The organism is Paenibacillus sp. FSL R7-0313 (assembly GCF_037969885.1).
GTDB lineage: Bacteria > Bacillota > Bacilli > Paenibacillales > Paenibacillaceae > Paenibacillus.
The window spans coordinates 6,432,934-6,452,997 of sequence record NZ_CP150219.1 but is presented as its reverse complement, the minus strand read 5'-3'; the positions used below and the strand labels follow the sequence as shown (position 1 = coordinate 6,452,997).

The window sequence follows — 20,064 nt, the reverse complement described above, 5'->3', positions numbered from 1 at the left end:
GAGAAACCATCCATGTTTGCTGACAAAAGAACTTATACAACGTTAGGCATGTTAACTCGATTATGGACACTAACGGGCAAGTACCGTATGTTCATCATTCTGTTACTTTTCGCCGCATGTTTGGTCTCCCTGATTGAGGTCGGTTATTTGGAATCAATCCGAAGACTGGTCAAAGGCGCGACTGAAGCACAATTCTCGTTACTCTACTCAGGTTTGATCATAGGCGTTAGCATTGTAGTATTACGATTGATTGTAACCGCATTCATGACAAGGGTCGAGACGTTATTCCAGCAAAAGACATTATTGTCTGTGCAGTCTCTGTTGCTCTCCTCCCTTGGTAACACAGAGACACGGGATCTGGCACATTATCATACGGGTGACCTAACCTCCAGGATCTGGACTTCAGCCAAGGAAGCACAGAAGGGGATCAACCAACATGGCATTGAACTCGCCAAAAATATCATTCAGCTGATTCTTGCCTTTGCTTACTTCAGCTGGGTGAACTTGCCGCTGTCGTTAGCTATCATTGCATTCACATTGATCTATCCTCTTGTAACGGTAGGACTTGGTAAACGTCTACAAAGACGGCATGATCAGTTGAATGCCAGCGCAGCGTCAAGAGATGAGATACTAACTGAAATCATCCAAGCCCCAGTTGAGATCCGAAGTTACGGACTCGCAGGTTATGTACACCATCATTTAAAAGATCGAATGGATCAAGTATTCAGACATACGATGTCTGTATCTGTGTTACAACGACTTTCGGAAGCAGCCGGACGGGTCTCGACGTATGGTGGCATGATTCTGATTCTCTATCTAGGCGGCATGCAGGTCCTGAATGGACATATGGATGTAGGCGGACTGGCAGCTTTTCTGGTAGCAAGCAGTCAATTAACTCGTCCGATTGAATCGTTATCTGGGCTGTGGAATAATTTTATTGGTTCGGCTTCTCATGCGTCCAGAATCTTTGAAGTGTTGGATTTGGAGAAAAAGAACACGGTTGCTAATACCAGTACAAATACATATGTACAGTCCGATACGCATTTAGGGCAGCTTGAAAAGCAATCTAAACCAGCTGGCATCAATGTGAAGCATGTGTCTTACAGGTATGCGGAGCAAGAAGAAGTGTTAACAGATATTTCTTTTGAGGCCAAGAAAGGAAAGCTTACTGTGATCACGGGGCCAAGTGGATGTGGGAAAACCACGTTATTGAAATTAATAGCTGGATTAGATACACCGGTTACTGGTTCGATTAAGGTCATAGATCAGAAGAATTCACTGAAGGATATGCACGAAGTTCAGACAGGGAATATCAATCAGGTGTATGTTCCGCAACAAGCTTTTATTTTCACAGGTACAGTGGAAGAGAATATTGTTTTTGGACAAGAGGGGGTATCTGCCGATCAAGTAGAGGTTGCGGCCCATATGACGCATGCACATGAAGCGATTATGCGTCAATCGCTCGGCTATGGGACAGAGCTTCAGCCGCAAGGCGGGACGATGTCGGGTGGTGAGCTTCAGCGTATTAGTTTAGCCAGAGCGATGCTGAGGAACCCGGATATTTTATTGTTGGATGAACCGACGTCATCTCAAGACCCGTGGCATGAGCAACGATTGAATGATCTCTTTGCCCGAATCACTGCTGACAAAGGTACAACGGTTATTGCAGTTACTCATCGATTATCGCTGATCGAACGGGCAGATCAGGTCATCTATATTCAGAAGGGACGCGTCGAAGATACGGGGACTCATCGTGAATTGCTGGATCGTGCAAACGGATATCGAAGTTATATTGCGGAGCAGGATACGGAAGTGGAGGAACAGCATGAGTAACAAGATCGAAGATGCAGCATATACCGATGACGTTGAAATGAAGAGCAGTCATGAGAAAAGTGGAGCATATGAGATAAATGAAAATAATGAAAATGAAAAGTCTGAAATAGAAGCTCATCATCAGATGAACGAAAGTGATGTTCCAGATGACCCAAAACAAGTTGTATCACTGGCAACGGTGTGGCCCGTTATTTTTCGCTGGATGAAGCCTTATGGATTAGCTGTAGTGATCTTGCTCATTTTTATTGCAGCAGATGCGGTCTTTGATTGGGGACTTGCCTTTGTACAGGGATTCTTCGTGGATGCTATTCATGATGGGGGACAGGAACAGCTTAATGCCACCGCAATGATTTTCATCGCCATTCTGGCAGGATTTATTGTATTGCTCGCGATGCATCGTTATGTGCTGGTATGGCTCAAAGAATCGATGCAACGGGATATGTCCATGGATCTGTTGAAACTTTTAAACCGGATGCCTTATTTCTGGGTGCGCAGACAGAAGTCCGGAGATGTGATGCTTCGCCTCAAAGAAGACACCAAGCATGGTGCAGAAGTTGTGGAGGCTATTGCAGAGGGTGTTACGGTTGTATTCATCATTGCTCTATCGCTGGGATACTTGTATAGAGCAGATGCATGGGTTGCGGTTATTGCCTTGGTAAGTGCAGGGGCAATCTGGTTTACGGCGAGGTTGTATGATCAGCGAATTGTACATCTGTCCGATGAGGTCGAATCCAGGGAAGGCGAGTCCCAAGAACAGATCCAACAGTATGTTGAAGGGATACCGGTGATTCAGATGTATAATGCTTCACCGTGGTTTCTCGCTCGTTTTCGGACACAACAGCAATCACTGAATCGTGTTCAGGCCAAGTTACAGATGACCCTGAGTATGTCGGATAACGTGGCGATGGCGGTGTTTGGTTTGGCTCAATTGGCAGCGTTGTTCCTTATTGCTTTGTCAGCGGCTAGGGGGACTTTGTCTCCGGGCATGGTTGTTGCAAGTAGTCTGCTGTTTGAACTGGTGGTGTGGCCAGTACTCGGCTTGTCCAGCCAGTGGAGTCAGATGCAAGCCAGCGTGGGTGCATTTGGACGTATCTCTGCATGGTTGAAATTGGCGGAGAACAAGAAGACAGACGCATCTAATACGAAGCACGAGGAGCTTGCACAGGGAATGTGTGACCAAGATCAAGGGAGTACACAAAAACGGGCACATAAAGAGAACGAAATGGCGACGCTACGTCTTAAACAGGTAACAGTAACCGATGAAGACAGTGGTCGGAAGATTTTGGATCACATTACGCTTAATCTCGTTCCTGGTGAACTGGTTGCGGTAGTTGGCGCCAGCGGTGCTGGCAAATCTACACTGTGCCAAGTGTGTGCAGGGCTGATCGAGCCAACACACGGAAGCATATTGCTGGGTGATAAACATGTTGCAGAGTATGTAGAGATGGATGACCAGTCCAGACTGACGTATATGCCGCAGACACCAACTTTTTTCACAGGAAGTATTGAAGACAATATCCGTCTGGGTTCAGACGTTACATTGGACAAGGTAAAGCTTGCGGCAGGGCAGGCAGGTTTGCATGAATACATTGAGGCACAGGAAGGACAATACGCAGCAATGTTGCAAGAGAAGGGGGCCAATTTATCTGGAGGCCAACAGCAGCGACTGTCGCTTGCTAGACTCTTTATGAGGTCATCGGATCTGTATATTCTGGACGAACCAACGTCATCACTGGATATTCAGACAGAACAGAAGGTGATGAATCACTTGTTGAACTTTATGAAAGGCAGAATAGGATTGCTCGTCACACATCGCATGGAGGTTGCCCGTCAGTGCTCTCGTATCTTTGTGATGGAACATGGCCGAATTGCCGAGGATGGGACGCATGAACAGCTGATGCAGAGGAAAGGATTGTATTATCGCATGAATGCAAAAGGCGGTGATACAACATGAATGAATCTGGGATTAAGAAAGTAAGGGATACGTCGGAGTTACTCAGTCAGGATCGGGAGGCACGTCGTTTGTATGAAGAGCGGCAGAAGTATTTGCATGATGAAGCTTCCATGAGTGAGTGGGCTACGGAAAAGGGCATAGCAAAAGGCGAACAAAAGAAGGCTATAGAAATTGCGGAAAACATGCTCTCATTAGGGATCGAAGTTTCTGTTATTGCAAAGGCCAGTGGCTTGCCGGAGTCTGAGGTAGAGTCGTTAATAGATTAAAGTAAAGTTGTAAGGTGTAGTAGGTTCACCAGATGAATAGGCACGGGGACACAAGCTTGATATGAGAGTGGTTCGTGAACAAAAGTTTACAGCAATCGTTTTGTCCAACTAGGGCAGGACGGTTGTTTTTATTTTCATGAAGAAGGTTCAAACGTTTTAAAGTAAAACGCGGTTGCTCATTCGGGGCTGGGCCGTTAAACTAAAGGGAGCGGCGTTTGCTTGACGGACAAGTCATGAGAACGCCATTTTGTTGTCAAGGATGCGGTATATGAGCCGCTTTCGGATGTCAGAATCGGATCGGACCAAGCTGGTGGAGAAACACCGGTGATAAGTAAGGAGTCTTTACATGAGTGTGCAAACACCTACATTAGAAGAAGCGCAGGGTCTCCTGCAAAAATATTATGGCTACCCCGACTTCCGTGAGGGACAGAAAAAGATTGTAGCCAGCCTGCTCGAACGTGAAGATACGTTGGGGATTATGCCAACCGGGGGCGGTAAGTCTATCTGTTATCAGATCCCAGCCCTGTTATATTCGGGTCTGACGCTTGTTGTCTCCCCGTTGATCTCATTGATGAAGGACCAGGTCGATGCGTTGACGACCGCCGGAATTGCTGCCGCGTATATTAATAGTACACTTAGCGGCAAAGAAGTGAATGATCGCATCCGCGCGGCGCAGCGCGGTGAGCTGAAGTTGCTCTATGTCGCGCCTGAGCGACTGGAGCTGGATTGGTTCCGCGAGGAGATGGGCTATTTGCCGATCTCTTGCGTTGCTGTGGATGAGGCCCACTGTGTGTCACAGTGGGGGCATGATTTTCGGACAAGCTACCTGGCGGTAGCGCCGTTTGTGGACAGTTTGCCGGAGCGGCCGGTGGTTGCGGCCTTTACGGCGACAGCGACGCCCGAGGTCATGGGCGATATTCTGCGGTTGCTGCGTTTGCAGGACCCGCAGACATATGTGACCGGACTTGGGCGGGATAATCTGGCGTTTAGCGTGCTGCGTGGCGAGAGCAAGAAGGACTTTGTCCTGAATTATGCGCGTGAGCATGCCAGCGAGCCAGGCATTGTGTACGCCGCGACCCGTAAGGACGTGGACGATTTGCATCAGCGTTTGTTGCAGGCGGGATTGCCCGCTGGACGTTACCATGCAGGCATGACGGACGATGAACGGGCCCAGAGCCAGGAAGCTTTTTTGTACGATGATATCCGAGTGATGGTGGCGACCAATGCGTTCGGGATGGGGATTGATAAATCGAACGTGCGTTACGTCATTCATAACAGCATGCCGAAGAACATGGAGGCATATGTACAGGAAGCCGGACGTGCGGGCCGGGACGGAGAGCCCAGTCAGTGTATTCTGTTATTCGGGGCACAGGACATTATCACCCAGAAGTTCCTGATTGAGCAGAATCCGATGGAGGGCGACCGCAAACAGAACGATTACCGGAAGCTGCAACAGATGGTGGATTACTGTTACACAACGCGTTGTCTGCGCAGTGCGCAGCTCGATTATTTTGGTGAGGTGCATGACGATACGCCTTGCGGTATTTGCAGTTCCTGTACGGACGACCGCGAGCTGGTAGACATGACGATTGATGCGCAGAAAATATTCAGCTGCATTCACCGCATGCGTGAACGGTATGGTGTATCGCTGGTCGCTTCGGTGCTCAAAGGCTCCCGTGCCAAAAAGGTGCTTGATTACGGCTTCAACTCTCTGCCAACCTACGGCGTGATGGGCAATCGAACAGAGCGTGAGATATCGGAGATCATCAACGTGATGGTATCCGAAGGATATCTGATGTTGTCCGAGGGACAGTATCCGGTTGTACGTCTGCAACCACTTGCGGTGGAGGTGCTCAAAGGCCAGCGTGAAGTGATGCAACGTGTCGTCCGCAAAACAGCGGCAACGGCTTCGGGTACGAATTACGGCGGACGTCGTGGACGCGATGCAATGCCATCTGCAGTTAATGAGACGGTATTTGAACAACTTCGTCTGATCCGTCGTGATCTGGCGGCGAAAGAGCATGTACCATCGTACATTATCTTCAATGACGCGACCCTTCGTGAGATGAGTGTGGTATGTCCACAGACAGAACGTGACATGCTGGATATCAAAGGGGTCGGCGAGGTCAAGTACCGCAAGTACGGACTGCCGTTCCTGGAGTTTTTCCAGAAGCAATCGGGTGAAGAAGTGGATACGGATGACGATGCGTTTTACGAGTATGAGTGAGTATGAAATGAGTATAAATTGTTAAATTTCACTTTCCAATCTTTGAAGTTCATGTGCTTAAAGCTCAATGTTTGAAAAGATGATAGATATGTATCTAGAGGGTATCTTGAAATCTGCCGAAAGCCGAAGCACAATTGAGTGTCAGGGGCGGAACATGGAGCGGAAGTGCTAACGAACCTGTGACGTCTTATTCAGGGATTTGAAGCGCCCACAGCAATCTAAGGAATCTGAAACTCGCTATATTAGGATAAACAGCCGTTTACAGCAGGTTTGTCAGGTGATTTTGGTCAATAACGTGTCTGATGTTCCTTACAAAATAAAAGGAGGACCGGATGGCCAAATAAGTCGTCCTCGGTTCCTTAAAAAATCGTCTGGACAATTCGCCAGGATTAGCAAGCCTGTGTTCTCATTCACAGCATCTTCCTGCTCCGTGCAATTCTTTTGTTCCACAATCCGTTGGACAGTTCCATCTTCTCCGGTGCAAGGAATGATCGATCCTTTGGCCGAGTTTAAAGCTACAGTTGCTGGGGTAGGGGTTGGACCTTGGGAATCCTTTCAACGTATCTCTTGCCTGAATTTGAAGACACGCTCAAGAAGAATTCGATGGCTTCTCCATGATATGGGTGAAGTGTCCAGTAGAGGTTCGAGATTAAAGGCTCAAGGCAGTAATATGGGGATAACGAATTGTGGATGGAACACGATTGAGGTCTTTTACAGGTTGAAGTTGAGTTTGAAGTTGATTATTTTGTCTCTGTAGAGTGGACAAATGGTGGCGAAATGTCTTTCAAAGGGTGGACATTTGCGTTAGAAATGGCTGACCGCATCGTATACAACATGTAGGTTAGAGGTGCGTGTTTTATACTGTATGTTGTGGTTTGGGTTTGGCGAGGTGTATGTGTCTTTTTGAAAAGAGTGTCCACTCTTTGAAAGACAAAAGTTGGATATGTCCATGAGACATGGAATGGCTAGTTCAAAAGGGTTAGATGAACAGCATCCGGGGAAGGATGGCTGTGCAGCTTTCTTTTTACCAAAAAAATATGGTCTGGGTGTCCAGGCAAAGGTTGTGAACCATGAAGGTTATTCTTTCTACATTAAATGCAAAGTACATCCATACCTCCTTGGCCTTGCGGTGTCTGAAGGCATACAGTGAGAAGGATTTTGATATTGACCTGGCGGAATATACGATCAAGGATCCGGTGATGAATATTGTATCTGATCTGTACCAGCGCGGTGCGGACGTGATTGGTTTCTCTTGTTACATCTGGAACATCGAAGAGACGATTAAGGTCATTGATAATCTGAAAAAGGTTATGCCGAACGTGAAAATTCTGCTGGGCGGGCCGGAAGTGTCCTACGACACGGAATATTGGATGAACCGGATTCCCAATGTTGATTTCATCGTGATGGGTGAAGGGGAAGAGACGCTACATCAGCTGTTGACGGAGCTGCAAGGAAGCAAGAAGTTCCACTTCGTGTATGGACTGGCGTATCGCAAAGGGGAAGAGGTCATTCTCATGCCAGGTCGGCCGAAAGCGGATCTGAATGATCTGCCGTCACCGCATCGATTTGAAGAGGATATCCCGGAGCTTGGGAAGCGGGTTGTTTATTTTGAGACCAGTCGGGGCTGTCCGTTCAGTTGCCAGTTCTGTCTATCCAGTATTGAGGTCGGCGTGCGGTATTACGATATTGAGCGGACGAAGTCGGACATTCTGTACCTGATTGAGAAGGGTGCGAAGCTGATCAAGTTTGTGGACCGGACGTTCAACATCAAGCGGGATTATGCGCTCGAAATGTTCAAATTCCTGATCGAGAACCATCAGGGGACGGTGTTCCAGTTTGAAATTACAGCAGACATTATGCGTCCCGAGGTACTGGATTATCTGGCAGAGAATGCGCCGCCGGGCACATTCCGCTTCGAGATCGGGGTTCAGTCCACGAATGATCCAACGAATGAACTGGTGAAACGCCGCCAGAACTTTACCAAGCTGAGCCGGACCGTCAACAAAGTCAAAGCCAGTGGAAAAATCGACCAGCATCTGGATCTCATCGCCGGACTGCCGGAGGAAGATTACAATACGTTCCGCAAGACGTTTAACGATGTGTTTGCATTGGGGCCGGAAGAGCTTCAGCTCGGATTCCTCAAAATGTTGCGTGGTACGGGTCTGCGTCTGGATGCGGAGAAGTACAACTATACGTATATGGATCACGCGCCGTATGAGATTCTGGGCAGTGATGTGTTGCCGTTCAGCGACATCGTACGCCTGAAGCGTCTGGAGGATGTATTGGAGAAATACTGGAACGCACACCGGATGGACCACACGCTGAAGTATCTGATGGAGCAGGAGTTCAATTCGCCGTTTGATTTCTTCCAGGCGTTCGGGGATTACTGGGAAGGTCAGGGTTGGCAGAAGATCGGGCACCAACTGGAGGATCTGTTTACTCGATTGCACAGCTTCCTGGAGTCGCGGAATACGCCGCATATGGATATCGTGCTTGGCTTGATGAAGCTGGATTATTTCCTCGGTCACAAATATAAACCGCGTAAAATCTGGTGGGAAGATCCGCTTCAGAAAGACCAGTGGGCGGGTTATATGAAAACGTTGGCTGAACGTCCGGAAGACGTTCGTCTGCCACGTGTTGCCGGTGCCGCAGGCACGGCATGGCTGGAAAGCAGCGGCACAGGTCCGAGTGTCGCTGCGGGAAGTTCGGCTGCTGCCGAGGAAGACTCTGCCGCGGATGCGGCGGGTGTGATCGGCAGCGAAGCCGGGGGTGCAGCGTCGCTTGCTTCGGGCGACGCAACAGGGTCCGCCGCGGATGGGGCGGTGGACATGGTGGACGGCAACGCTTCGCGTGCGTTGCCGATGACCTCGGCCATGACCGCACAGACGGTCATGGGTGCCCGTGCTTTCGCCGACCTTGGTCTCGGCGAAAAGGAACTGCAGAAGCACACCGTATTGGATGTGCTTCCGTTCCGGCTTGAGCGTGTGCTTGCTGGCGCCAGCCCGCTTGCCGCGAAAGGCCGGACGCTGCTGGTCGTTGTATACCAGCAGCATGAAGGGCAGCAGGCGCAGTATTACACGCTGCCGCTGGGAGAAGAAGCCGCTGCCATGTAGGTGCAGCGGCCTTTGAAAGCACCGCGATCATTGACGCGGTGCAACCCCAATAATGAGCTGCGCCCATGGAATACAGCTTTAACATAACCCGCATGGCTGGTTGGTGGCATGCAGTGGAAGGAAGTACCACGCCTTTACGGTCGTGGCACGCACCCGTTTGTTCTATCTGGATCTGATGCAAGCTTCCCTATGCCTAAAATTGATTATAAAATATTGGAAGGTCCTGAATTCCCCGAAGGGATGAGAAGGACCTTCCTTTTTTTGCTTGGATCAATGTGAACACCAATACCGAGCCTAAGCACTACTACTTCAGTTTCGCCATACTTTCACCATGTCCAGAAGGAATTAATACAGATTAAAATAATGTGAAATCAAACATGGCAGAAAGAAGTATGATTGCTATTGAATTGTGGTTATCAAACATTGGGATGATTATAGTAATTTTAATGTGTCTAATGGTATGTCTTATAATATTCTATGAATACATGATCTTAGATTATAGGAGGTTTAGATGAAAGAAAAAGAATTTCATATTCCTTTCCCTGTCTTTGGTAGGAACTGTATAGAAGAAAAGTTAATTACACAGTGTATGATGAATGTGTGGGATGAAATTACATCTACGATCTCATCTTTTACCATACATACTGATGATAAGCAGATAAATGTGAGTATTGATTGGGGAATGCATCTCAATACTATAAAAGAAAAAATATTTACGGATGCCATGTCAATGAAAGAATACATTAAAAACAATCATAATTTTTTGGATGAAGAAAATTCTTCTGATGAATATTTAGAGTTGGTATGTAGGATTTCTTGTAGACAATTAGATGAATTAAATTCACAAGCTTCTGATATCGAATTAAAGTATTATTTAGAAAATACATTTTATCATGTTTTTTTAATGATAAATTTAAGTGCACCAGGTGCTTTCAATCCGTATAGTCCATTTTTGAAGAGTAGAGAAAACTTGGGGTTAGAACTTTATAAGCTGTCTTCCTTCGATTTTGAAAACTCATGGATAAACTCAATTGAAGTTGGATGGCCAAGTATTAGTTATATTCCATTTCCAAAAGTGTGGGCTTGGTATAGCCAACTAAATATAGGAACAAGGCAAATTGCATCAACCCGATTAGAAAGAGCGCTTTTCTCGCTACTTCACTGTTCATTAAGTGAAGGGGGGATTTCCCCGACTGATCTTATATGGGTATCTCATGCCCTTGAATCTCTTTATGACACACCAAACGGTTTAATTAACAGAATATTAGTAGATAGAATCTCGATGTTCTTAGAATTACCACTAGTTAATTCAAGAAAACTGAAAAAGAAAATAAGAGATTTTTATGAAATAAGAAGCAGGTTTGTACATGGAGAATTAGATATCTCTCATCCAACAAATAATGATATTTTGGATAAGAGCCTAGACAGTTATACAAATAATCTACTTGAAAACTACTATTTTGGTTTTTCTATAGTGTTAGCAACAATTCAAAAAATGATAGCTAATAATTGGAATGAAATTCGATTCAGTGAGAACTATACTGGAGTATGAGCTAAAATAAACATTTGTTGAAAGGACGTCAAACATGATTATTTTCAAAGCAACGCAGCTCACATTAAAAGATCTCCATGTTAAACCAGAAATCATTCAAGAGAGTGATGGTTTCTATAGCTGGCATGTCAACTTTTTCACCCTGTATGGCAGAAAACACTATGTGTTTGTAAATGACTTATCTATATTAAGTTTAACGGTTAGTGGAATAAGAACAAATCAGGCTAGTAAACTGCTAGCTATTTTTAAAGAGAATTTGGGATCCTATATGACTGCTGAGAAGATTCCAGATGAATGGGTACATTATTATCTGGACAAATGTAACGAGCGTACGATCACTAAAACGGATAATCGAAGTATTATAAGTACAATGAATGATCTCATGCTTGTGATGAAGGCACTTGAAATTGAAGATAATGATTTCCTGGATAAAGATGTGCGGCACAAGTGGAATAATAGAACGATTTACAAACCCATCGACTACAATAAACCAATTGATGCTTTGTTAAAGAACTTCAAGCAAGGTATGAAATTGAGAGCTAAAGAATTAATCAGGCAATCTTCCGATCAGAAGATTGGAACCTGAACTACATCCTACTAAGAGATACAGTTTATAAAGATGCAATGGTTAGTGTTTGTAATGTCGAGCTTGGACACGAGGCGTTAAAGGAAATTTATCATATAGATTCAGCAATAAAAATGGAGGCCACAGAATGGATCTGAAGACTTACCTGGCAGAGCATTTTCCAAACCTGACCTTAGAGCCACCTCTTTTTTATAATTGGGATGTTGCAATACGATTCGAACTTGGCAATCCGCTGATGTTTGGAATGAATACGGAGCATTACATGGAACAAGTTTATCATCGATCACTTGAACTATTTAAGGCTCTTCATGATCAAGAAGATGAAGTCCTATTAATAACTCAAGCTTATTTTGCAGATAAGCCTAAACACAAAGTGAAAAAATTGAACCTGTACAGAAAATATATCAAGAAGAAAGGGCCAATTAGAGCCTTGAGCCTTGAGATATTTCCAGGTCTGGATTGTGAAACAGGTGACATCTCAGACCCAAGGAACAACATGTATAGGTACTGGACTAAATGTAGAGTTGAGGACTTGAAATATAATCAGTTAATCAAAGCTATATGTAATCATGATGTTGGAATTAAGCCAAAGATATATCATAGGGTGTATTTCATTAATATAAGTAAGAAAACGATATTTCATATCTATGATGATAGAGGTTGCGATGTTATTTCAGCATCAAGGGGAAAGCTAGTGGATACCTATAGAGAATATAACGATTGGATTTTAGATTATGATAGAGACAGAATTAACAATATATTTATAGGATAATGGGGTGGATGATCGATGACAGTTTTCGGGTGTTGATCGCGCAGGGATAATGTATTATTTGAAATACAGGTTTGGAAAGAACTTTAAGAGTGTTCAGATGTAAGGAGTAAGGGCTATGAATAAAAAAGAAAAGAAGTTTATTATTGCTATGATTGTACTTGCTGTAGTTGTATTAGGAACTATAGGGTACATAAAAGTAGGATATTTATTAAAGAAACCAGAGATGCCCGAAGCAAATATTGCAATTCAGACCCAAATGGTCGATGGTGGTGCGATTAGTTTACGAAATGCTGATTACACCGAAAATCAAAACAAGGTTGGATATGAAGTGAAAGGGTTCAGTTTGGAGGAATATAATATTGCTTGTGAGCTTTATCGTGACGGACATTTGATTTCAACTTCTGGCTCAACAGGTGGAGGTTTGATAGAACTGGACGAAAAGCATCATTACTTCATTGGTTATGAGAATATAACTGAAATGAATCTTCCTGAATCTATACATCTAAACGTGAAGATTAAAGTGACACCCAATGATTACAGACAAAAATCGATAACTTCAACATTTGACGTTAGTCTTGATAAAGAAGTGCAATAGTTTGAAGAGGGCAGTCATTCCCGGTGATTAAGACAACTGCTAAAAGGATGATTGTTGTATGGTGAAAGCCTCAATTCAAATGGTACTTCTTCATGACAGAGTCGCGAAATGTCGCGTAATCGGATAACTCTTGAGAAGTGGAGGATTGAGGTACACTATATTGACTTATCCCTTCAAGGCTGAATTTGCCTAAGTTATCATTGATTAATCCATAATCACCAAAGGTGTTTTTCATCAAGAAAAGCACACTTTTATCACCCTTCTGAAGTTCTACATAGTCATCAACTGTATATTTGACATCTCCTTCGAGGCTAACAGGTTCAATGATTGTCAATTCGTTCTGATCCGAAGGGATATCTTCGGGTTTCTTCAATATCTTTTCAATCTTGATATTTGTATTGGTGTGATAGGATTGCATGGTTCCATCATCAAATGCAGTAATAACATGCTCTCGATCTCTGAAATCTTCTGTGGCATAACCAATAACGATCAGTTCAGCGAACGCATCCAGCTTATCTATTTCATGAAATATTAAAGAGTTGGCTGAGAGGTTAACGACTTTATGAATGGGCACGTCCGCTTTCGATTGACCATTTACGTAAGCGATTGCAACAGCAGAGATAGCCAATATGAATAAAGAGACTAGTAAAACCTTCCTTTTGAAAAAAGACATGATCTCATCCTCTCCGTTAGTTTTAACTTCTTTTGAAAACATCTTGCTTCATTTCTACTATACACATATTTGAAAATTATTGTAAATTAAATGTCTGACAGAGTATCAATCCTGAATTCAGAATCTAAAATATGGTGGCACCATGTAATTGATTTTTGGAACGGAAAGACAAAATATGTTGAAAGACCTAAAGCGTGACCATAAATTTTGATAGATGAAACTCAAGGAGGGTCCTATGAAGACCATCGTTTATATGGTAAGGCATGCGGAGTCACCGTATACGGAAGGAACGGAAAGAACGAGGGGGCTTACCCTGGAGGGCAAGATGAATGTAGAACGAATAACGGAAATATTAACGAATGAAGGAATACATTCAATTGTCTCAAGTCCTTATGCCAGGGCTATTCTCACCTTAGAGGGTCTGGCAGTAGCGTTAGAATTAGATATTCAGATCATGGAGGATCTGCGGGAAAGACATTTTTCAGATGATATGATTGCGGATGAAGAGTTCGAGCCTGCTTCGAAGAAGATGTTTGATGACCCGGATTATGCATTGCCAGGAGGCGAGTCGAACACGGTTTGCCAGAATAGGGCAGTAGGCGTGTTGAATCAGATTTTAGAAGAATACAAGGGTAAAAAAGTAGCGATTGGCACACACGGACATGTAATGACGTTGATGATAAACTACTTTGATGCGAGTTACGGATTGGATTTTATGAATCAAACCAAGAAACCGGACATTTATCGATTACAATTTGACGAGATGGAATTAGAGAGCGTGACAAGGCTATGGAACGAATAAGATTAAAGTGATAGGCGTGAACGCTTGTTCATAATTTTGGTTGCAGGTAATATATAGATATTGTTAGATGTGGAAGGGATTGATTCCAATGACGTTACCAAGCTTATTTCACGAAAAACCAACTAAACTATGGAACGAGAGAATGATTGAAGGCGGAGATGAGCTTTTCACAGAAGAGAGATTACTCATGTCTGATCAAGCCCTGGATACATATTTACACCAATTAATAGCATTACAAGAAACGAAAGATTCTGAGCGCATGATGAAGTCTGTAGAAGAAGTTGTGGTTAGGTTTAATGAAATGAATGATGCCAATGGTTACTTTATTGAAACGATGGAACGTGAAGAATTGGCTGATTTTATAGACAAGGCGGCTAGGCTGGCTGGGTTAGACATTCAGGAGGATGAAGATATTACGGAAGAATGGAGAGAGTGGTAATTCGGCAGAACAGTGTTTTCCAATTTAATGATAAGGGTGATCAATATGGAACGAGGACTCATTATATTTTTGAACGGAACGTCAAGTTCGGGGAAGACGAGCATTGCGATGGAAATGAAAAAGCAGGGAGACATTCCGTTCCATCATCTATCTGTAGATCAATTTCTGCATAATTATGATCAGTTTATCGACAATACATATCCAGATATGAAACCAACAAGAGAAGTGGAACACCATGTGATGACCGATATCCTGTTCGACCCGATCAATTCGATGTACTGTGCAACCATTAAACTGTTTTCGGAAATGGGTTTGAATGTCATCGTGGATACGGTCATCAGCAATGACAAGTGGTTTAATGATTTTTATGATTTACTATCGGATTATCCGATATTGTTTGTAGGTGTGCATTGCTCAAAAGAAGAACTCACCAGAAGAGAGCAGAGCAGGGGAGATCGTGAGATTGGACTTGCCCATTCCCAGTTCGACTACATCTACTCCTATGATGAATATGACCTGGAAGTGAATACGGAAGAACTCAGTTCAGCTGCATGTGCGGAAAAGATATTAAGTTATATGAAGTCCGATAAGGAATGCTCGGCATTTAAGAAGTTAAGTAGAAGAGACTGAAGCTGATTGCGTTAGATCATATGATATCCATTCCAATGAAAGTTAGGGATTCGGCCAAATCTTTTTCTTAGAGTTGCTGCCAGGACCTAATAAGTAGATTTCATCAATATTCCCATAAGTATTAGAAAATGAAATTGTGAAGTCTTTACTACCACCGATAGGAAGTTTACTGCCTTTAATCTGAATGAAAAGTGAATTGTTATGATGTGAGAGGTAGTAGCCGTGATATCTGCTAATACTGTCTGCAAATCCACCTTTTACCGTAATAAGCTCAGGAGAAACTTCAGTTCTCGTAACCATTGTCTCGTCAGGATCGACAATCTTGTTCAACATGTACAATCCAATGATAATAGGAACAACGACAATAATAACTGCGCTAACAATAAAGCTATACTTCATTTTTGGTCGCATACTCAGGTTTCACCTCATAATTAGATGATATGAATCGATGTCTCAATACTCATTGGGCATCGATTTATTGTATTTAATCAGAACAGAATTCTACGTTTAGAAATATTAGGCTCATTTAAATAATATACTAATTTATTTTTTGTAGAGATAGGGGGGAGTAATTGATGGAAATTAACGCTATGAATCCAGAAGATCATATTCAACACATGTTACAGGTAATCATTAAACAAACACAATCCATCATCAACGATAGTCGTAAACAATCTTTTGGATCACTGGAATATTTCCTGGGACATATTTTGGAGTATCGGGATGAACAGGAATACCTGACAGATGAGTGGCATATCCGCACACCGCGCTGGTTAGGGGAGTATGGGAATACGCCGGAGGAAGAAGAGCTTCTTTCGGACATCTACCGACTGCAAGGGTATATCGCTGAGAAATTAAAGGGCGGATAAGCGGCTCGCGATGTCGCATTAGTCCGGCTGAAATGTCGCAAAAGTACATGGTAACACGATACGGAGATCGTATATACTCTCTTTATGTTTCGATAATGAAAATCATTATCACCAGTATACATAAGGGGGATTTACAAATGAAACAAGGAACAAAGGGGCAAACGGCTGGTAACAAAGCCTACACTGCTCACAAATCACGATTACTCATGGGCTTGATGATGGCCCTTATTCTAGTCCTGACGGCTTGCGGTGCCGCAACAGGTACAGATAGCGGTAAGCAATCTGCGGCAACGCCAGCGGAGACACCTGCGAATGCGGAAACGCAGACGGACGGAGCTTTTCCCGTAACGATCAAGGGTATGAAGGGTGACATCACTCTAAACGAAAAACCACAGAAAATTGCGGTGCTAGATGTTAAATTTCTGGATCAGATGTTAGCGGTTGGCGAGAAGCCGGCTGGTAGCGTTATTGCTGGAGGCAACACCGATTTTCCAGAATACTTAGGCGATCAACCGAGTGACGTACAGGTTCTGGGTACACGGGACGAGCCTAATCTGGAAGCGATTGTAGCGTTGGACCCGGATCTGATTATCATGACGGACTTCCAGGAGAAGCAGTATGAGAGTGTAAGCAAAATTGCACCTACCCTGGTACTCGATTTCTACGAAGACTGGCGTGATACGTTAGCGACGGTTGCTAAAATTACAGACAAGCAGGACGAGGCAGAGAAAGTGCGCACATCCTATGAGGAAAAAGTTGCTGGTCTGAAGGCACAGCTGACAGAGAAAATGGGAGATGAAACAGTAGCTCTTATTCGTCCGCGTAAAGAAGGTATCCGTGTCCATGGCATCGAGCACCGCACAGGCGGCATTTTGTATAATGATTTGGGCTTGAACATGCCTGAACTCGTTAAAGAGATCAAAGATGATACCTCTGTTGAAATCTCGATGGAGAAAGTCCCTGATATTAAGGCAGATCGTTATTTTGTGCTGTCGGATGAGCTGTTTGCAGCAGAGGCAGAGGCGATGTTAAGTAATCCCGTCTGGAAGTCCCTTGACGCTGTGAAGAATAACCGCACGTATGACGTAAACTCAACTCTGTGGATCGCTTATTACGGACCGCTTGCGATTAATCTGATTGTAGATCAGGCATCGGAAGCCCTGCTCGGATCGAACTAATATGAACCCATATCTCTCGACAGACTTATGGAAAGAGACGGTAGAGGATCATTCGATTTTGCTTGGTGAGCCGCCTGAACATAGTGTCCGTACCATTGCTTTGAGTGAGTTGCATGACGAAGAGGCGTGTCGAGAGTATATCCGCTGGTTTCAGAACTATATCGATGCGCCTGACATGAAAGTCGCAGCCTCCATGTTAGCCAAGCGGCTTGGCTTTCTATGGACGACTCCGCTCGTGACCGCGATGACGTTTCATCATCAGCATGTAACCTTTCAGCTGGAGAACAGCTTTCTCTATCATCCGGCGCTCTCAGATCATGAGGGCGGCACACGATTTCCTTTTTTAGCGGTGAATGGGCTTCAGGCTGAAGGACTAACGGGAGACAGGGGAGCATGGCGGGAAAAGGTGCTCGAGGAGATGTTTGCGGTACAGCTTACACCTCTGTTAAAGACACTTGCTGCGATTGCGCCTCTTTCGATGAGTATTCTCTGGGAGAATATCATGGTACGTATCGGCCGACTATTCGCTTCTGATGAAGCCGAGACAGAGCAGGAAAGTAAGATCATTCGAGAGGACTTTTCCTATCTGACGCAGGTGGCATCCGGAGAGGTGTTTGGTGAGAGGAAGAATCCGTTAACCCGCTTCACCGATTGTAAGGACAATGTGCATGTTGCCAAAAGCGAGCGAATTACCTGCTGTTTCTATTACCAGATGTCAGGTGAATATTGTCTCAAATGTCCGAAAATTGACAATGAGAAAGAATCTCAACTAAAATGACAACAGCAAGAATTTTACCTTTGCGATTGTCAGGAGATGAGAGAAATGCCGCTGCAAGAACAGACAAGTCTATGGAGTAATACAACGATCAAGATGCTTGACGGGTATAGCGGTACTTTGCAGACAGGCAGCGTTTTACACGAAACGGATTTAACTTCAAATGTGCTGCTGCTGGCATATGGAGGGGAAGGGGAGCTTGCAATGGATGGCGAGGGTTGCCACATTGGAGCTTCTTTTGCCTGTCATGTGGTGAAGGGATCATCCTTTACGCTGACGGCCAGATCAGACGAACTTTATTATATCGTGATCATGTACGAGGCTTCTTCCATGGAAGGAGCCTCCCATGCCATGCCCTCGTATCGCAAACATCCGCTGCAAAATTCGTTTATTCAGAACCCTGGGACTCAGGCAGAATGGATCCAGAATGCGGAAAAAATCGTTGCCAAATGGCGTCGTGGCGAAGGACTTGAACGGTTTCATGCCCATGCGTTGCTCCAGGGGATGATCTATGAACTGATCATGGAGTATGAACGTGGTCAAGGCGGAGCAGAGTCCGACATGGTGGATGTGGTCGTGTCATATATATCATCGCATTATCGCCAGAATCTGGAGCTTAAAGAGCTGGCGGCTCTTGCCGGTTGCAGCGTAAGGCAGTTACAGCGACGATTCAAACAAGAGAAGCAGCTTGGACCAATGGAGTACGTCATCCAGCTACGAATGGAAAATGCATCGCGGATGCTGCATCATACGGATGCGTCCATTGGGGAAATTGCTGACAAGATGGGCTACCGCGACATGTATTATTTCAGTAGGGCCTTTAAGAAATATTATGGCGTTCCTCCGCTGCGATATCGGCTTGATGCTGTTAAGGAAACAGATGAAAACTATGCTCAATCCTTGCTGCGGGATCGCATGGCTTCTTCGTACGAGTCGGACCAAGGTCCAGTGATATGCCATATGCGAGGTGAATATCCTGTCACCCGTTCTCCGCAACGTATCGCCGTACTTGATGTGCAATATGCAGATCATTTGCTTGCGCTTGGATTATCTCCAGCAGGAAGTGTGGGATTGGGAAGTGGAACGTTCCATTTCCCGCAATATATCAGGACGGGACTTCAGAGTACCCAGATACTCGGAACGTATGAGTACCCTGATCTGCTTGCTGTCGAACGACTGTCCCCGGATCTGATTATTTGCACCGAGGTACATGATCAGTACTATGAACGGTTAAGCCGCGTCGCTCCAGTTCTTATGTTTAAGCGCAATGAGAGCTGGCAGACCATTCTTGGCCTGTTCGGTGAATTAACTGGTAAACGAGCAGAGGCAAAACGTATACTTGCGGATTATCACCGACGAACCACATTGCTTTCTGAAGAACTTGCTCCAGTACTGGCAGGTAAGAGCGTGGCACTGATTCGTCCACTAGATTCTCTCGTTCGCGTACATTCTGCCTCGCATCGTACAGGCGCTGTGCTGTACCGTGATCTGGGTCTGCCTGTCCCGTTATTTGTAGCAGATACCACCGACACGGCCTATCATATCTCTGTTGATAGACTACCGGCTGTACAAGCGAGCCACTACTTTTTGCTTAGCAATGAGATCATGCAGGAGGGTATATCCTCAACAGAGCAACGTGTCTGGGGGATGCTTGATACGGATGAGCGACAGCAAATACACTCCGTAGATGCCGCGACATGGATCGGTTGTTATGGACCAACAGGCATCAATGGCATTGTGGATCAGATTGAACAGGCGTTGTTGGCTTGATAGATAGTTGCTGGTGCTAGCCTCGCTTGC

Annotated in this window: 18 protein-coding genes; 16 read left to right on the top strand and 2 right to left on the bottom strand. The window is 44.7% G+C overall.

All coding sequences use genetic code 11. The annotated features are described in order from the left end of the window. The first annotated feature begins 12 nt into the window (after positions 1-12). From NSQ38_RS28245 to NSQ38_RS28205, 9 genes are all read left to right on the top strand, one after another. Positions 13-1,833 carry an ABC transporter ATP-binding protein gene (locus NSQ38_RS28245; protein ID WP_339785367.1) on the top strand — a complete coding sequence of 607 codons (1,821 nt, stop codon included), beginning with the start codon at positions 13-15 and terminating at the stop codon, positions 1,831-1,833. Continuing rightward, positions 1,826-3,787, top strand: a complete 1,962-nt coding sequence (locus NSQ38_RS28240; protein WP_339785365.1) for an ABC transporter ATP-binding protein — start codon at positions 1,826-1,828, stop codon at positions 3,785-3,787. The genes NSQ38_RS28245 and NSQ38_RS28240 overlap by 8 nt, the downstream gene beginning before the upstream one ends. Continuing rightward, complete coding sequence (locus NSQ38_RS28235) at positions 3,784-4,053, top strand: Rpn family recombination-promoting nuclease/putative transposase (protein ID WP_339785362.1); 270 nt, start codon at positions 3,784-3,786, stop codon at positions 4,051-4,053. The genes NSQ38_RS28240 and NSQ38_RS28235 overlap by 4 nt, the downstream gene beginning before the upstream one ends. Before the next feature lie 346 nt (positions 4,054-4,399). Then, positions 4,400-6,280 carry a DNA helicase RecQ gene (gene recQ / locus NSQ38_RS28230; protein ID WP_249911442.1) on the top strand — a complete coding sequence of 627 codons (1,881 nt, stop codon included), beginning with the start codon at positions 4,400-4,402 and terminating at the stop codon, positions 6,278-6,280. 1,070 nt (positions 6,281-7,350) lie between these two features. Continuing rightward, positions 7,351-9,393: a B12-binding domain-containing radical SAM protein gene (locus NSQ38_RS28225; RefSeq protein WP_339785359.1), complete on the top strand. Its 2,043-nt coding sequence runs from the start codon at positions 7,351-7,353 to the stop codon at positions 9,391-9,393. Between the two features lie 511 nt (positions 9,394-9,904). Beyond that, entirely contained in the window at positions 9,905-10,945 is a 1,041-nt protein-coding gene (locus NSQ38_RS28220) for a hypothetical protein (protein WP_339785356.1), read from the top strand. Positions 10,946-10,979: 34 nt separating this feature from the next. Then, a complete protein-coding gene (locus NSQ38_RS28215; protein ID WP_339785354.1) occupies positions 10,980-11,531 on the top strand; it encodes a hypothetical protein in 552 nt (183 codons plus the stop codon). A 127-nt stretch (positions 11,532-11,658) separates the two neighbouring features. Further along, positions 11,659-12,303, top strand: coding sequence for a DUF3885 domain-containing protein (locus NSQ38_RS28210; protein WP_339785351.1), 645 nt, complete (start codon positions 11,659-11,661; stop codon positions 12,301-12,303). A gap of 115 nt (positions 12,304-12,418) precedes the next feature. Beyond that, a complete protein-coding gene (locus NSQ38_RS28205) occupies positions 12,419-12,898 on the top strand; it encodes a hypothetical protein (RefSeq protein ID WP_339785349.1) in 480 nt (159 codons plus the stop codon). Positions 12,899-12,968: 70 nt separating this feature from the next. On the opposite strand, the gene NSQ38_RS28200 is transcribed toward NSQ38_RS28205, so the two are convergent. Next, positions 12,969-13,613, bottom strand: a complete 645-nt coding sequence (locus NSQ38_RS28200; RefSeq protein WP_339785346.1) for a hypothetical protein — start codon at positions 13,611-13,613, stop codon at positions 12,969-12,971. A gap of 193 nt (positions 13,614-13,806) precedes the next feature. On the opposite strand from NSQ38_RS28200, the gene NSQ38_RS28195 reads away from it, so the two are divergent. From NSQ38_RS28195 to NSQ38_RS28185, 3 genes are all read left to right on the top strand, one after another. Beyond that, entirely contained in the window at positions 13,807-14,373 is a 567-nt protein-coding gene (locus tag NSQ38_RS28195; RefSeq protein ID WP_339785343.1) for a histidine phosphatase family protein, read from the top strand. Between the two features lie 88 nt (positions 14,374-14,461). Beyond that, complete coding sequence (locus tag NSQ38_RS28190; RefSeq protein WP_339790739.1) at positions 14,462-14,812, top strand: hypothetical protein; 351 nt, start codon at positions 14,462-14,464, stop codon at positions 14,810-14,812. 45 nt (positions 14,813-14,857) lie between these two features. Continuing rightward, the gene (locus NSQ38_RS28185; RefSeq protein WP_339785341.1) at positions 14,858-15,442 is read left to right on the top strand and encodes an AAA family ATPase; all 585 of its coding nucleotides are present in this window, start codon (positions 14,858-14,860) and stop codon (positions 15,440-15,442) included. A 42-nt stretch (positions 15,443-15,484) separates the two neighbouring features. On the opposite strand, the gene NSQ38_RS28180 is transcribed toward NSQ38_RS28185, so the two are convergent. After that, positions 15,485-15,853, bottom strand: coding sequence for a hypothetical protein (locus tag NSQ38_RS28180; RefSeq protein ID WP_339785339.1), 369 nt, complete (start codon positions 15,851-15,853; stop codon positions 15,485-15,487). 164 nt (positions 15,854-16,017) lie between these two features. On the opposite strand from NSQ38_RS28180, the gene NSQ38_RS28175 reads away from it, so the two are divergent. The 4 genes from NSQ38_RS28175 to NSQ38_RS28160 all read left to right on the top strand — a co-directional run bounded on the left by NSQ38_RS28175 (position 16,018) and on the right by NSQ38_RS28160 (position 20,034). Then, the gene (locus NSQ38_RS28175) at positions 16,018-16,311 is read left to right on the top strand and encodes a hypothetical protein (protein ID WP_339785337.1); all 294 of its coding nucleotides are present in this window, start codon (positions 16,018-16,020) and stop codon (positions 16,309-16,311) included. 137 nt (positions 16,312-16,448) lie between these two features. Beyond that, a complete protein-coding gene (locus tag NSQ38_RS28170; protein ID WP_339785334.1) occupies positions 16,449-17,489 on the top strand; it encodes an iron-siderophore ABC transporter substrate-binding protein in 1,041 nt (346 codons plus the stop codon). Position 17,490: 1 nt separating this feature from the next. Beyond that, positions 17,491-18,267 (top strand): IucA/IucC family C-terminal-domain containing protein, encoded by a 777-nt coding sequence (locus NSQ38_RS28165; RefSeq protein WP_339785332.1) that lies wholly within the window; start codon positions 17,491-17,493, stop codon positions 18,265-18,267. 45 nt (positions 18,268-18,312) lie between these two features. After that, positions 18,313-20,034, top strand: a complete 1,722-nt coding sequence (locus NSQ38_RS28160; protein ID WP_339785329.1) for a helix-turn-helix domain-containing protein — start codon at positions 18,313-18,315, stop codon at positions 20,032-20,034. The last annotated feature ends 30 nt before the right edge of the window (positions 20,035-20,064 follow it).

What these genes read in the sequence shown, in the direction of transcription:
- NSQ38_RS28245 (WP_339785367.1), top strand. Translation starts at nt 13, where the DNA reads ATGTTTGCTGACAAAAGAACTTATACAACGTTAGGCATGTTAACTCGA.
- NSQ38_RS28240 (WP_339785365.1), top strand. Translation starts at nt 1,826, where the DNA reads ATGAGTAACAAGATCGAAGATGCAGCATATACCGATGACGTTGAAATG.
- NSQ38_RS28235 (WP_339785362.1), top strand. Translation starts at nt 3,784, where the DNA reads ATGAATGAATCTGGGATTAAGAAAGTAAGGGATACGTCGGAGTTACTC.
- recQ (WP_249911442.1), top strand. Translation starts at nt 4,400, where the DNA reads ATGAGTGTGCAAACACCTACATTAGAAGAAGCGCAGGGTCTCCTGCAA.
- NSQ38_RS28225 (WP_339785359.1), top strand. Translation starts at nt 7,351, where the DNA reads ATGAAGGTTATTCTTTCTACATTAAATGCAAAGTACATCCATACCTCC.
- NSQ38_RS28220 (WP_339785356.1), top strand. Translation starts at nt 9,905, where the DNA reads ATGAAAGAAAAAGAATTTCATATTCCTTTCCCTGTCTTTGGTAGGAAC.
- NSQ38_RS28215 (WP_339785354.1), top strand. Translation starts at nt 10,980, where the DNA reads ATGATTATTTTCAAAGCAACGCAGCTCACATTAAAAGATCTCCATGTT.
- NSQ38_RS28210 (WP_339785351.1), top strand. Translation starts at nt 11,659, where the DNA reads ATGGATCTGAAGACTTACCTGGCAGAGCATTTTCCAAACCTGACCTTA.
- NSQ38_RS28205 (WP_339785349.1), top strand. Translation starts at nt 12,419, where the DNA reads ATGAATAAAAAAGAAAAGAAGTTTATTATTGCTATGATTGTACTTGCT.
- NSQ38_RS28200 (WP_339785346.1), bottom strand. Translation starts at nt 13,613, where the DNA reads ATGTTTTCAAAAGAAGTTAAAACTAACGGAGAGGATGAGATCATGTCT.
- NSQ38_RS28195 (WP_339785343.1), top strand. Translation starts at nt 13,807, where the DNA reads ATGAAGACCATCGTTTATATGGTAAGGCATGCGGAGTCACCGTATACG.
- NSQ38_RS28190 (WP_339790739.1), top strand. Translation starts at nt 14,462, where the DNA reads ATGACGTTACCAAGCTTATTTCACGAAAAACCAACTAAACTATGGAAC.
- NSQ38_RS28185 (WP_339785341.1), top strand. Translation starts at nt 14,858, where the DNA reads ATGGAACGAGGACTCATTATATTTTTGAACGGAACGTCAAGTTCGGGG.
- NSQ38_RS28180 (WP_339785339.1), bottom strand. Translation starts at nt 15,853, where the DNA reads ATGCGACCAAAAATGAAGTATAGCTTTATTGTTAGCGCAGTTATTATT.
- NSQ38_RS28175 (WP_339785337.1), top strand. Translation starts at nt 16,018, where the DNA reads ATGGAAATTAACGCTATGAATCCAGAAGATCATATTCAACACATGTTA.
- NSQ38_RS28170 (WP_339785334.1), top strand. Translation starts at nt 16,449, where the DNA reads ATGAAACAAGGAACAAAGGGGCAAACGGCTGGTAACAAAGCCTACACT.
- NSQ38_RS28165 (WP_339785332.1), top strand. Translation starts at nt 17,491, where the DNA reads ATGAACCCATATCTCTCGACAGACTTATGGAAAGAGACGGTAGAGGAT.
- NSQ38_RS28160 (WP_339785329.1), top strand. Translation starts at nt 18,313, where the DNA reads ATGCCGCTGCAAGAACAGACAAGTCTATGGAGTAATACAACGATCAAG.